The sequence below is a fragment of the Neobacillus drentensis genome, assembly GCF_036962765.1.
Lineage (GTDB): Bacteria > Bacillota > Bacilli > Bacillales > Cytobacillaceae > Neobacillus > Neobacillus drentensis_C.
In genome coordinates, this window is record NZ_JBALOS010000212.1 from 1 (window position 1) to 13,184 (window position 13,184).

Sequence of the window (13,184 nt, forward strand, 5' to 3'; positions counted from 1 at the left end):
TATGGGATAAATTGTTATAAAAAGTTGTTTGAATATTTAAATATTACGACAAATTACAACAACCTACTAAAATAGCACTAGATATAATATCAATAAGGATTAAGTAAATCGACCTATCGAAATTAAAACAAATTGCTAATACAGTGACTTAAGTTGTAGTAGTGTCAGAAAAAGGCAAACCTGTTGAAAAGCAGGGACGCAAAGCCGAGGATCTAAGGCAAGGATTACTTGCTAGGGTGGCCGGGTTACCTGGAATACCTTATGTATTTTAGGAGTGAGAAGAATGGTTATTATCGAAAGTGATGTTGAAGTAATTGATCAGGAATGGATGGCACTAATATTAGAGGCAAAAGAATTAGGGTTATCGATAGAAGCAGTTCGTGATTTCTTGGTCAACAAGAGGTAATTAGATAATCACGATAAAGGTACATAAATAAAAAGCATTCTACCAAAAAGTTACACTTTTCGTAGAATGCTTTTCTTTTTTAATAAGAGGAAAATTACTTCGCCTACTATTTATCGTTTTGATTAATTCGCCACTTGTTAAATTCAAGAAAATCACGAAATTGATCCTTAGAAACACCAGAATTCATTGCATCTTTGACCAGATTCATCCAATCAATATCTAATTCCTCTGTATTAATTTCTTCATGTATCAAATGGTCCACAGGAATATTCAAAACGACTGCGATTTTTTCCAGGAACTTTATAGAAGGATTCTCTTGTTTGTTATTCTCAAGGTTACTCAAATAAGATTTAGCCACCCCTGCTTGAGCAGCAAGTTCGGATAGCGACATTTTTCTATCTAAGCGAAATTTTTTAACGCGATCACCAATCATTAGTCTCACACCCAATTATTATTCACTATACGTTAATTCTATCAAAAAGAATGGAAAAGTACCATATTAAGAACGTGGAAATATGACAAAAGTTTGAAGTTTGAGAAAGAAATTCAGTATAAAGTATTTTTGAAAAAATACGAGGATAGAGTTAATATTAAAAGTGTTGCCTATTACGGCTTGTTGTATAATGCTATTGAGGTATGTTTTTAGTCGAATAATAATTTTGATTTTGCATACATAAAAATAAATGGCTATGTTAAACCTTATTGTTGATTTTGCCACTATGTAGATTGGAGCGGAAATCAACAGGCAAGTTAAACAGTGCCAAATAAATAAAAAGGAAGGGGATCCTCCAATAATGATTGTCCTTAAATCACAACGTGAAATTGAAGCTATGAAAAAAGCTGGAGAAATCCTAGCTGCTTGTCATAAAGAAATAGCTAAAATGATTAAACCAGGTATTACGACGTGGGAAATCGATGTATTTGTCGAAGAGTTTCTTAAGAAAAAAGGTGCCACCCCAGAACAAAAGGGATATAAAGGCTACGAATATGCCACTTGTGCGAGTATAAATGACGAAATATGTCATGGATTTCCAAGGAAGGAACCTTTAAAAGAAGGTGACATCGTCACAGTGGATATGGTTGTCAATTACAATGGTGCTTTAGCTGACTCCGCCTGGTCATATGCCGTTGGCGAGATTTCAGAGGAAACGGAGCGTTTATTAAAAGTAACAAAGGAAGCACTGTACAAAGGAATCGAGCAAGCTATTGTCGGTAATCGAATTGGTGATATTGGGCACGCCATTCAAAAATATGTTGAAAGTGAAGGGTTTTCTGTCGTCCGGGACTTTATTGGCCACGGAATTGGGGCGGTGATTCACGAGAAACCAGATGTTCCTCATTATGGGCTGCCAGGGAAAGGCGCAAGAATAAAGGAGGGTATGGTCTTTACGATTGAGCCCATGGTCAATGTAGGTAGATACCAAACAAAGATGGATTTCAATGGCTGGACTGCTAGAACCATTGATGGGAAATACTCAGCGCAATACGAGCATACGCTTGCCATTACAAAAGAGGGAACCATCATCTTAACTGAACAGGATTAAAAATAAACCCGTTATGTCTAATAACGGGTTTTGCTTTATTTCTTTCGAAGGCTTCCGAGTTCTTCAACTAGTGCCTGCATTTCATTAGGACTAAAGGAATTCTTTCTTTGGACCATATCATAAATTTCTTTCAGTTCCTCGTACATTTCTTCATCAAAGTGTGAAGGTTTTATTGCCCCTAGGTTCAAAACCTTCAGCTTTTCCTTTATTTGTTCAATCATATATTCGACATTTTCAATCGACTTTTCAGATAAATTCATTTCGGTCACCCTTTCCGAATTAATAAGTTCATCTTTTCATGTAAAAAATTATCTGTCAATAAAAAAATACTTGGAAGGACTACCAATTTAGTTTATCCAAAAAAATTTGTTAAAAGTATATCTGGACTTGCGTGGACCGCTTCTTTAAAGCAAAATTAATATAATCAGGTTTTGTTATTTTTTACATGGGGTACTATTGATAATAGCAAGGATTAAAGGAGACGTTAACATGACAAAGAAAAATCAATTTTGGCGCGGAATGATACTAGGTGCAATTGCAGGCGGGGCCATTAGTCTTTTAGATAAGCATACACGTGAACGGATGAAAGAAAATGTACAAAACACGACCACGAAGGTTTCCTATGTTTTTAGAAATCCAGGAGAAATAACGGATAAAGTAAAGGAAACAGCAGAGAAATTAAAGACAACTGTAAAGCAGGTCAGCGAAGACATCTCTTATATTACAGACAAGGTAGAAGAGTTAAGGGAATTAACACCACAGGTATCTGACATGCTAAAAGAAACAAAGGAGACATTCTCTAAAAGTGACGAAGAACTTCTATTAGAAGAAGTGTTAGGAGAAGATGAAAGAATTCAGTAAAAGGAGGATGGAGATGGATAAGGTGGGGAAAGAGAATGTTCGCTCATCTCTACTGAGATTACTTTGGCATAGGATCGATGAAGATGACCTTCCAGGCTTAAGTGCACAGTTGGCTTATTATTTTTTACTGTCCCTATTTCCGCTCCTGATTGTTCTGTTTACGCTACTTCCCTATTTTCCGATTCCACATCAGGACATGCTGGGGGTAGTGAGAGATTTTGCACCAGCTGAGGCAATGGACTTAATTGAGAAAAATGTACATGACATAATGAACCATCGGAATGGTGGTTTGCTGTCGTTCGGGATAATCGGCACCATTTGGTCGTCATCGAATGGTATTAATGCCATTGTAAAGGCGTTTAATAAGGCATACAACGTCAAGGAAAGCCGCTCATTTATTGTCTCAAGAGGAATGGCCATTCTTTTAACATTTGGGATGATCTTAGTATTAATACTTGCCATTATACTTCCTATCTTTGGCAGGGAAATAGGTCTTTTTTTATTTTCTCAATTAGGTTATACCACCGAGTTTATTAGGCTCTGGGATACATTAAGTTGGCTGGTTAGTGCGATTATTTTGTTTCTTATTTTTACAGGTTTATATTGGATTGCACCGAATGTAAAATTAAAATGTCGCAGTGCCTTTCCAGGGGCTGCTTTTGCCACAATCGGCTGGATTGTTTCCTCGATTGGATTGACCTTTTACGTGGGAAATATCAGTAATTATTCGCTTACCTATGGAAGTATTGGAGCCATTATTGTTTTAATGATTTGGTTGTACATATCGGCATTTATTATTATTTTAGGTGGAGAAATAAATGCTTTTTATAGTGAAAAAAACCGCAGGAATTGCTAATAGTTACCTTCATGAAAAAGGCCAATCTGTTCAAACTAAGATGGCAGGTGAATTTTACATCAAGGAGGTTCTTATTATGACAAAGAAGACCAAAAAAGATGGCGGTACAAAGCAAAAAGGAAAAGGAAGTAAAGGTAATAAAACTTCGGGTTCTGCGAACGGGTCAAATGGCTATCACTAATGGGCTTTTTCACAATTAAAATAAGGAGACCGGATGAATGTTCATCCGGTCTTTAACTGCTTATGAGTTTTTTTATTTAGGCTTTGTTAACTGCCATTGCTGATTTTCCTAACCATGTTGATTGGAGCGAAAGGCGCGAGACTCCTGCGGGAGTACGGGACAAGGGAGACCCCGCAGGCGCTTAAGCGCCGAGGAGGCTCCCCGAACCGCCCGCGAACCGCACGCGCCTGGAGCGGAAATCAACAGGCAAGTTTAACATAGCTTTATTTAAGCAAGCGAAGGCTGTTTAGAATGACTAAAATGGTACTGCCTTCATGACCAATGACTCCTAATGGTAAATCAAGCATTTGCAAGAAATTAGAGGATATCAAGATCATGATAACAGAGATGGAGAATACAACATTTTGCTTAATGATCCGGTTCATCCGTTTTGACAGATCGATGGCTTCAGCAATTCGAGGCAAGTCATTTTTCATTAGAACAATGTCAGCCGTTTCAAGAGCAACATCCGTTCCACCGCCCATGGCAATACCGACATTTGCTATTGCCAATGCAGGTGCGTCATTGATTCCGTCTCCTACCATTGCTACAGTTTCATATTTTGATTTCAAACTCTTCAATTTTTCTACTTTAACCTCAGGCAAGCATTCCGCGAAAAATTCATCAACATGGCTTTCGGCGGCAATCGCATGCGCAGTTTTTTCACTATCACCGGTCAGCATTACAGTCCGGATTCCCTGCTTTTTTAAATGGTCAATTGCCAGCTTTGTTTCCTCACGTACAACATCCTTCATGGCAATAATCGCACTTAATTCGCCATCAATTTCAATAAATACTAGTGTATTACCGAGGCTGGCTAGTTCCCTTGCCTTTCCGTCCGCAAACATTTCGACATGCTTATTTTCTATAAAGGCTTCCTTGCCTATTTTCCAATACTCCCCGTCGATTGTGGCTTTTACACCCCAGCCAGGTACATCTTCAAGAGTGTCGGGATGAAGGAGTTCTTTGTTTATATTTGATTTCCCATATTTTACAATCGCCGTAGCAAGTGGATGGTTAGAATGGCTTTCAATGGATGCAGCCTTCCAAATAAGAGTTTCTCGAACAAGGCCATCCTTTACAATCACTTCGGTTACTTCTGGTTTACCTTTTGTAAGAGTACCGGTTTTATCAAATGCAATCGCACCTAAATGGCTTAAATTTTCCAGATGCACACCGCCTTTTACCAGGATTCCATGCCTTGCTCCATTTGAAATGGCCGATAATGTGGCCGGCATAATGGATGCAACAAGGGCACAAGGGGAAGCAACCACCAATAATATCATCGCCCTGTAAAAGGCTTCTTGCCAACTCCAGCCTAACAAAAAGTGCGGGAGAAAAAACATCAATAAAACAACAGAAAGGACCACTTTAACATAGGTTCCTTCAAAGCGTTCAATAAATAGCTGTGAAGGAGATTTTTCACTTTGAGCGGATTGTACGAGTTGAATGATTTTTTGAAAAAGGGTATCATGACTCGCTTTTGTCACTTGGACGGTAATCGAACCTGACAGGTTTACGGTACCAGCAAATACATCTTCGTTATTTCCTTTTGAGACGGGCATTGATTCGCCGGTGATTGCTGCTTCGTCAATATTCGTTTGTCCTTTCGTAATGATCCCATCAGAAGGGATGCGCTCCCCAGGCTTGATGAGAATCAAATCACCAACTCGAAGCATGGAAACAGGAACTTTCTTTTCACCTCCATTTGCGATGAGCAATGCCTCTTCGGGCTGCAGCTTCATTAAAGAAGAAATTTCCTTATGACTTTTATTCATTGTATAAGTTTCCAGTGCACCGCTTACAGCAAAAATAAAAATTAATATAGCACCTTCTGTCCAGTAACCAATTATGGCAGAACCGATTGCGGCAAAAATCATTAACATTTCTACATTTAATTCTTTATTTTCATAGGTAGCCTCGATACCTTCTTTTGCTTTGGCAAAACCGCCAATTACAAATGCTAGCAGATAAGCAATTATGGAGTCAGCACCATTTCCATACTTATCTAACATCCAGCCAGCTGCAATTAATCCACCGCTTAAGCCTGCAGCAATTAATTCTGCATGTGGTTTGATCTTTTCGAAGAACCTTAATTTGTTCACACTCTTTGTTAGCGCCTTTGCTTCAGAACTCATGGTTTTCCTCCCCTAGTATTTCTAATTGATAAGAATAATCAAAGTCAATAGCCTTAAAAAATACGAAAGCTGTCATCAAAGGGATGACAGCACAGTCTATAAAATGTTTCTATTTATGTTTATCTTTATCTTACCACATATTGTATGCACTAGATATGAATTTGCTCTACTATTAGTTAAGAATTTTGCTGCTCCAACACCAAATACGTCTTCTTTCCAAAAGTGAAAACGATGATCGATAAAGCTAAGAGCATCGTACTAATGATATAGAAAAAACTCACATTATCTATAAATTTTATGAACAAACCACCGATGATTGGACCGCTTAAACTGCCGAGGCTGAAAAAGATACCGCATAACAAATTTCCAGTCGGGAGTAAGCTCTTGGGTACTAAATCTGTCATATAGCTGATTCCAAGCGAGAAAGTCGAGCCGACTATCATTCCAGAAATAAGGAAAACTACAAACAGTCCAATAAAAGAGTTCTCAAAGAAGATTGCTGCCGTAAAGCTAAAAAATCCAAGAAAAAGAATTGTTATTAAGATATTTCTCCGTCCATACTTATCACTTAAGATTCCTAATGGAAGTTGGGTAATAATACTGCCGATGGCAAACGCAGATAAAACCATTGAAACACTGGATACGTCAATATCCTTTCTTAATGCGTAGACAGGGAAACTGCCATTTAAGGAAGATTCTAAAAAACCATAAGAGAATGGCGGTAAAAAAGCAACCCATCCATATTTTAAAGCCTTCTTAAACTGTTTTATGGTTGATAGAAATGAATTGATCCCAACTTCTTGTTCAGGCCGTTCATTTTTAAGCATGAATACAAAGATCCAGCCAATAAAACATAAAATCGAGGAAACAATAAAAGGCAGAGATTCATTTACATTTACTAATGGCGTCATCAGCGGCCCACTAGCAAAACCAATTCCAAAAAATAATCCGTACAGTGAAATATTTCGTCCCCGCTTATCTGCAGGAGAAGATGATGTAATCCAAGTCTGTGTGGCAAAATGGAGAGAATGATCGCCTATTCCAATCAGTAATCGGAGGGTAAACCAAAACCAAAACGTTTCCCAAATAGGAAATAAGGCCAGCGAAATAATGACGAGCCCGCCACCATAGATAATCACAGGTTTATAACCGTATTTCCGAAGGGGCATTTCCATAAAAGGAGACACGAGTAGAATTCCGATATAAAGGGCTGTTGCATTTAAGCCATTTAGAGATGGTGATACCCCACTTTTCTCAAAAATGACGGCAATGAGAGGCAGCAGCATTCCTTGAGAAAACCCAGAAATAGCAACGATGCTAACAAGAATCCAAAAGCGAAGTTTATTTTTTTTCATAGAACTTCCTCAATTCTACTTTCATCTTTCAATATAAATAAAATTGTTCCTAAATGATGGTATCGAGAAAATTGTCCATTTGCAAGCGAAATATACTCCCCTAGACATTCGGGTTGATTTTAGGTAAATTAAGGAACAAAAGGAAAAAAGCTCAAAAGAAAAAATCCCCGTTAGATAAAAAGAATATGGAGGGAATACGGTGAACAGGATTTTTATGCTTATGACACTCATAGGGGTGCCACTTTCCGTTATTGGCTCACTGATGCATTGGTCAAATATTGTCTTATTTATTATTTATTGCTTAACCATCGTAGCGCTAGCCAGTTTTATGGGAAGGGCAACAGAAAGTCTTGCGATTGTGGCCGGACCTAGAATTGGCGGATTATTAAATGCAACGTTTGGAAATGCAGTCGAACTCATTATTTCAATATTTTCGTTGAAAGCTGGACTTGTTGGAATAGTTTTGGCTTCACTAACAGGTTCGGTTTTAGGAAACTTACTTCTTGTGGCAGGTCTTTCGTTCTTTATTGGGGGCTTAAAATTTAAGCGGCAAACATTTAATGTTTATGATGCTAGACATAATTCAGGGCTGTTGATGTTTGCTGTTATCATTGCCTTTGTCATTCCGGAAGTTTTTTCGATTAGTATGAATGAGGCAAAAACTCTTTCCTTAAGTATTGGGATCTCAGTCATATTGATTATCCTCTATCTTGCTGCCTTATTTTTTAAGTTGGTTACCCATCGAGGCGTCTACCAGCCTAATACGGTAAAAGTTGTACATGAAGAAGAAGAACCAGAATGGGGAAAAGGAAAAGCAATTGCTGTTCTTTTCATTGCAACCATAGCAGTCGCTTACATTTCCGAACACCTTGTTCACACTTTTGAATATGTGGGAGAAACACTTGGTTGGTCTGAATTGTTTATCGGGGTCATTATCGTGGCGATCGTAGGGAATGCAGCTGAACATGCATCTGCAATTGTGATGGCATTTAAAAACAAAATGGATATCGCGGTGGAAATCGCGATTGGTTCTACCTTACAGGTAGCCATGTTCGTTTTACCTGTGCTCGTGCTTGTCTCTCTTTTCTATGATACCTCTATGCCGCTTTTATTTAGCTGGCAAGAATTAATTGCGATGGTGTCATCAGTGCTCCTTATGGTTGTCATCTCCAACGACGGAGAATCGAATTGGTTCGAAGGGTTAACTTTACTAGCTGCCTATTTAATAATGGGAATTGGCTTTTACTTACTTTAATGATTAGAAACAAAATAAAGACTCTAAGCTTTTTGGCATAGAGTCTTTATTAAATCTAAAATTATTTCAATTCTTCAATGTACGGGGTTAATCGTCATGCTTGTGCTATTATGATAAAACAACCTTCTAGCAGGGTAAAAATCAATCGCTTTACTTTGGGCCATCCATCACCAACCTTCATGTTTATTTAACTACATGAACACGAGTGTTGAATCTCATAAAAGACGGGAATCCCAACCTCCTTATGGGGTAATAGGTAATTGATAAGCTGATTGATTACGGCCCTCCTTTGTTGATAAGTTAAGTATATTATAATATGGAATTGTAATTTTGTAAATGTTCTGAATATTACATTTCTGTTACTTTTCCTCCAATTTTAAGGAGCGACAAATGAAATTATTAATTCGGTTATTATTTTTTATTTTCGGTTTAAGTATTATGACGTTTGGTGTTTGCATGACAATTGAAGTAGCAGAAATTGGCGTGGGTGCATGGGATGCACTTAATGTAGCTTTAACTGAAAAAATAGGTTTATCAGTTGGAAAATGGGTAATGATTGATGGTGCTATTTTAGTCATTGTCGTTTCTCTTTTATTAAAGAAAAAACCCGACATTCTTTCTCTTCTCACCATTATTATCATTGGTTCATTAGTTGATTTTTGGCTAGGGACAGTATTTGATTTATTTCAAGTCAATCAACTTATCTTCAAATTAGCGATGTTACTTTTAGGCATCTTGATTATCGGATTTGGGGCAGCTATTTACATACAAGCTAATTTCCCTAAAAGTCCGATTGATAATTTTATGTTAGCGATTAAGGAACGGTTTCAAGTAAATTTAATGGCAGCGAAAACAATTGGGGAGATTACTGCACTGGTTCCAGCATTTTTTCTACATGGACCTATTTCTTATGGAACCTTTATTATTACGTTTACAGTAGGCCCTGCCATCCAATTGTTCTTCCCATTTTTTGAAAAATTAATGTTACGCCTTCAGGCGAAATATTGAAATTACATCCTTTGATGGATAAAAATAATCAACTCCGAAAAAACTACTAGCAGACTGATTAATGCTACTAGTGAAAGGGGTTTAACTCGTGAAGAAAAATGTCAGTATCTTAATGACTTTGCTATTAATGTTAACTATTATTCCGTCAGCCTTCGCACAAAAGGCCCCGGCTCAAAAAGCCTCGGTAAAATATCAAGTCCCAGCTTCGGTCCGGAATATAACAAAGGAAAATACCTATCCCAATTCAACACAGGATCTGCCATTATTACAACCAAGCGATTTAACTAAAAAGTTGATTAACTCATCAAAGGTAAAGATCGAAAACCCTGATCTAATTCGGATGCTAAATGAATCGAGTATTAATAGCACACCGTTTGCAATTGGTTATCGTGCCATTGTCTACTTGGGTCAGTGGCCCTTAAATTACGAATCATCGGAAACCTCTCCAAACTGGGAGTTCCAAAAAATTAACACCAATTATTTCGATAATCGTGGCGGCAAGGTGCCATATCAAATCAAGTATGTTCAGGAGTCCCAAAAGATTATCAGAGGCGGGCTGACTGCTAAAATCGCTAATGCGGAAGCCGTGAAAAAAATGATGCTTTTAAAGGCGATGGAAAAAACTCATCTTCCACTTGCGTTCGATACTATTATTGGTGCCGGCACGAAGAATGACCATATTTATAACATTCCACCGAACCGCTTGGGTTACCTATATGCATATGCACCTGGTGTAAATGAAAAAGGGAAAGTAACCTACGGCGAAGTCTATTTGATGTTAAAAGGAAGCAAAAAGTTTATCGTGATTAAAAACGTAACTTCTCAAGGGATTGGTGCATGGATTCCTGTTCAGGATTATGTTTCCTTTGGATTCGCAGCCTCTGAACGGCCACGCTGATATTGAATTGAAATGGACTCCTCATTGCAGGGGTCTATTTATTTTGTCTGTGCTAAATGTCATGTGGATTTTACTAACCATGTTGATTGGAGCGGAANNGGAGGACGGGGCAGGGGAGGCCCCGCAGGAGCGCAACGACGAGGAGACTCCCGGACCACCCGCGAACCGCACGCGCCTGGAGCGGAAATCAAAAGGCAAGCCTAACACAGCCATTATTTTAAAAAAATAGGGCAAAATACTACTAATCGATTGTCAAAGCAGCAATTTTTCGATAGGATGAAAACGTTAGAGAAAGGAGTGAATCAACTTGGGTAGTCCGATTGAAGATAAAAATACACAAGTGAATTTTCTTAAACAACGATTAAACATGTTCATTGATGTTCTCGATGCGATTGATCCAGAAGATACGGATCTGGAAGATATTGACCGCTTAATTTCAATGTTAGATGATATGGAATCAAAATGCAGAGAATTTAATAATCGTGAAGTGAGTGAGTCTGTTTAACCAACAGGCTCTTTTTTATAGACTATGTTAAAGCCTATTGTTGATTTTGGCACCCTGTTGATCAGCGTTCCAGGCGCGAATACTCCTAAGGGAAGACTGGGAAGAGAGACCCCGCAGGCGATAGAGCGCCGAGGAGGCTCCCCGGACCGCCCGCGGAAAGCGAAGCTTCTTTCGCTTCAATCAACAGGGCCTTTTTATAAAAGTGGGATGGTGAATCCAATTTACAAACGTATTTCCTAGATTAACCTGGCAGCGGTTGCAAGCTAATCCTTTAATTCTAGTGGTTATAGGAGTATAATATAGGCGTGCAAAAAATTATAAAATTGAAAAAGATTACTGGGGAACATAGGGAGAGGGGTACTGGAATTGAATATTTCTAAATTTCAAGAAAGCATGTACAAGCTGGTCGTTGAAACATCAACAAAACTTCCTAAGGACGTACGCCGGGCCGTTAAAAGGGCTAAGGAAATTGAAAACGCTGGAACAAGTGCGGCAATGAGCCTTGCAACAATCACAAACAATATCAAAATGGCGGACGATCAAGTGTCACCCATCTGTCAGGACACTGGTTTACCAACCTTTAAAATTAAAACGCCAGTGGGTGTGAATCAGTTAGAAATAAAAGAAGCGATTCGCAATGCGATTGTGATGGCGACGAAAGAAGGCAAGTTGCGCCCGAACTCGGTTGATTCGTTAACAGGTGAAAATAGTGGTGATAATCTAGGTGCAGGGGTGCCAGTTATCAAATTTGACCAATGGGAAAAAGACTACATCGACGTTCGTCTTATTTTAAAAGGCGGCGGTTGTGAAAATAAAAACATTCAATATAGCCTTCCATGTGAATTAGACGGATTAGGTCGTGCCGGACGTGACCTTGATGGAATCCGCAAGTGTGTCATGCATTCCGTCTATCAAGCTCAAGGACAAGGCTGCAGCGCTGGTTTTATCGGCGTCGGTATTGGCGGCGATCGCTCCTCCGGGTATGATTTGGCCAAAGAACAGTTATTCCGTTCTGTTGATGATGTGAATCCAAATGAAGACCTTCGTAAGTTAGAAGAGTATGTAATGGAAAATGCAAATAAATTAGGAATCGGCACCATGGGCTTTGGCGGTGAAGCAACCCTTTTAGGCTGTAAAGTGGGTGTCATGAACCGCATTCCTGCAAGTTTCTATGTTTCAGTTGCCTACAACTGCTGGGCATTCCGCCGCTTAGGTGTGAGTGTGGACCCTGAGACAGGTGAAATTAATGAATGGATGTACCAAGATGGGGAATTCATTGATTTTGCTGAGGGAGAGGCAGCCAAGGAAACGGCAGCTACGTCTGAAGAGGTAATCACTCTTCAAGCACCAATTTCCGAAGAACAGATTCGTTCCCTTAAAGTTGGAGATGTCGTTCAAATTAACGGTATGATGTACACAGGTCGAGATGCGATTCATAAATATTTAAGCGATCATGAAGCGCCTGTGGATTTAAATGGACAAGTTATTTATCATTGCGGTCCGGTAATGTTGAAGGATGAGGCGGGTGCGTGGCACGTTAAAGCGGCTGGTCCGACAACAAGTATTCGTGAGGAGCCTTACCAAGGTGATATCATGAAGAAGTTTGGCATCCGTGCTGTCATCGGTAAAGGCGGTATGGGGCCGAAGACGTTGGCTGCATTGAAAGAGCATGGCGGGGTATACTTAAATGCCATTGGAGGTGCTGCACAGTATTATGCAGATTGTATCAAATCTGTTGAAGGTGTAGACCTAATGCAATTTGGTATTCCAGAAGCAATGTGGCATCTGAGCGTAGAGGGCTTCACGGCGGTCGTTACAATGGACTCACACGGAAACAGCCTCCATGCAGACGTCGACAAATCTTCCTTAGAAAAATTAGCTCAGTTTAAGGAATCGGTTTTTAAATAAGTATTGGTTGGAGATAGACGCGCTGGGCGCGTCTATCTTTTTTTGTGGGTGCGGGTAGAAATTATGGAATAAGTATCTTAAGTATGAGTGGTATTTCTAAATAATATCCAGTAAATGTCGTAAGTTTCGAGAAGGATGTAATAAGAATTTGAAAATATGTAGTAAGTTCCAAAAAAGATGTAATAAGCGGGAGAAGGTTGAATGGATTTCCAAATAATATCCAGTAAATG

General features: G+C 39.0%; 13 protein-coding genes and 1 riboswitch. Of the genes, 9 read left to right on the forward strand and 4 right to left on the reverse strand.

Going from position 1 to position 13,184, the window contains the following annotated elements; genetic code table 11:
* Positions 1–163 precede the first annotated feature (163 nt).
* Positions 164–253: riboswitch (cyclic di-GMP riboswitch) on the forward strand.
* Positions 254–283: 30 nt separating this feature from the next.
* Positions 284–406, forward strand: a complete 123-nt coding sequence (locus V7137_RS23260; RefSeq protein WP_335700271.1) for an anti-repressor SinI family protein — start codon at positions 284–286, stop codon at positions 404–406.
* A gap of 106 nt (positions 407–512) precedes the next feature.
* Here the strand turns inward: V7137_RS23260 and V7137_RS23265 are convergent, their stop codons facing one another.
* Positions 513–839: a helix-turn-helix domain-containing protein gene (locus tag V7137_RS23265; protein ID WP_335700272.1), complete on the reverse strand. Its 327-nt coding sequence runs from the start codon at positions 837–839 to the stop codon at positions 513–515.
* A 361-nt stretch (positions 840–1,200) separates the two neighbouring features.
* Here V7137_RS23265 and map point away from each other — a divergent pair, with 361 nt between their 5' ends.
* On the forward strand, positions 1,201–1,950 hold the full coding sequence (gene map / locus V7137_RS23270) for a type I methionyl aminopeptidase (RefSeq protein WP_335700273.1): 750 nt from the start codon (positions 1,201–1,203) through the stop codon (positions 1,948–1,950).
* 35 nt (positions 1,951–1,985) lie between these two features.
* On the opposite strand, the gene V7137_RS23275 is transcribed toward map, so the two are convergent.
* On the reverse strand, positions 1,986–2,210 hold the full coding sequence (locus V7137_RS23275) for a DUF1128 domain-containing protein (protein ID WP_026564441.1): 225 nt from the start codon (positions 2,208–2,210) through the stop codon (positions 1,986–1,988).
* A gap of 229 nt (positions 2,211–2,439) precedes the next feature.
* Here V7137_RS23275 and V7137_RS23280 point away from each other — a divergent pair, with 229 nt between their 5' ends.
* Together V7137_RS23280 and V7137_RS23285 are read left to right on the forward strand one after the other, a co-directional pair.
* Positions 2,440–2,811 (forward strand): YtxH domain-containing protein, encoded by a 372-nt coding sequence (locus V7137_RS23280; RefSeq protein ID WP_335700274.1) that lies wholly within the window; start codon positions 2,440–2,442, stop codon positions 2,809–2,811.
* Between the two features lie 13 nt (positions 2,812–2,824).
* Entirely contained in the window at positions 2,825–3,667 is an 843-nt protein-coding gene (locus V7137_RS23285; protein ID WP_335700275.1) for a YihY/virulence factor BrkB family protein, read from the forward strand.
* A 444-nt stretch (positions 3,668–4,111) separates the two neighbouring features.
* On the opposite strand, the gene V7137_RS23290 is transcribed toward V7137_RS23285, so the two are convergent.
* Complete coding sequence (locus V7137_RS23290) at positions 4,112–6,025, reverse strand: heavy metal translocating P-type ATPase (protein ID WP_335700276.1); 1,914 nt, start codon at positions 6,023–6,025, stop codon at positions 4,112–4,114.
* A gap of 176 nt (positions 6,026–6,201) precedes the next feature.
* Positions 6,202–7,380, reverse strand: a complete 1,179-nt coding sequence (locus V7137_RS23295) for an MFS transporter (protein ID WP_335700277.1) — start codon at positions 7,378–7,380, stop codon at positions 6,202–6,204.
* Between the two features lie 199 nt (positions 7,381–7,579).
* On the opposite strand from V7137_RS23295, the gene cax reads away from it, so the two are divergent.
* The 5 genes from cax to V7137_RS23320 all read left to right on the forward strand — a co-directional run bounded on the left by cax (position 7,580) and on the right by V7137_RS23320 (position 12,954).
* Positions 7,580–8,635, forward strand: coding sequence for a calcium/proton exchanger (gene cax, locus V7137_RS23300; protein ID WP_335700278.1), 1,056 nt, complete (start codon positions 7,580–7,582; stop codon positions 8,633–8,635).
* A 390-nt stretch (positions 8,636–9,025) separates the two neighbouring features.
* Positions 9,026–9,643: a YczE/YyaS/YitT family protein gene (locus V7137_RS23305; protein WP_335700279.1), complete on the forward strand. Its 618-nt coding sequence runs from the start codon at positions 9,026–9,028 to the stop codon at positions 9,641–9,643.
* A gap of 88 nt (positions 9,644–9,731) precedes the next feature.
* A complete protein-coding gene (locus V7137_RS23310) occupies positions 9,732–10,541 on the forward strand; it encodes a YfkD famly protein (RefSeq protein WP_335700280.1) in 810 nt (269 codons plus the stop codon).
* Between the two features lie 307 nt (positions 10,542–10,848).
* Complete coding sequence (locus V7137_RS23315) at positions 10,849–11,046, forward strand: SE1561 family protein (protein WP_066251284.1); 198 nt, start codon at positions 10,849–10,851, stop codon at positions 11,044–11,046.
* 366 nt (positions 11,047–11,412) lie between these two features.
* The gene (locus V7137_RS23320; protein WP_335700281.1) at positions 11,413–12,954 is read left to right on the forward strand and encodes a fumarate hydratase; all 1,542 of its coding nucleotides are present in this window, start codon (positions 11,413–11,415) and stop codon (positions 12,952–12,954) included.
* The last annotated feature ends 230 nt before the right edge of the window (positions 12,955–13,184 follow it).

Coding starts and splice junctions, on each gene's coding strand:
- V7137_RS23260 (WP_335700271.1), top strand. CDS start 284: ATGGTTATTATCGAAAGTGATGTTGAAGTAATTGATCAGGAATGGATG.
- map (WP_335700273.1), top strand. CDS start 1,201: ATGATTGTCCTTAAATCACAACGTGAAATTGAAGCTATGAAAAAAGCT.
- V7137_RS23285 (WP_335700275.1), top strand. CDS start 2,825: ATGGATAAGGTGGGGAAAGAGAATGTTCGCTCATCTCTACTGAGATTA.
- V7137_RS23280 (WP_335700274.1), top strand. CDS start 2,440: ATGACAAAGAAAAATCAATTTTGGCGCGGAATGATACTAGGTGCAATT.
- V7137_RS23295 (WP_335700277.1), bottom strand. CDS start 7,380: ATGAAAAAAAATAAACTTCGCTTTTGGATTCTTGTTAGCATCGTTGCT.
- V7137_RS23275 (WP_026564441.1), bottom strand. CDS start 2,210: ATGAATTTATCTGAAAAGTCGATTGAAAATGTCGAATATATGATTGAA.
- V7137_RS23305 (WP_335700279.1), top strand. CDS start 9,026: ATGAAATTATTAATTCGGTTATTATTTTTTATTTTCGGTTTAAGTATT.
- V7137_RS23290 (WP_335700276.1), bottom strand. CDS start 6,025: ATGAGTTCTGAAGCAAAGGCGCTAACAAAGAGTGTGAACAAATTAAGG.
- V7137_RS23265 (WP_335700272.1), bottom strand. CDS start 839: ATGATTGGTGATCGCGTTAAAAAATTTCGCTTAGATAGAAAAATGTCG.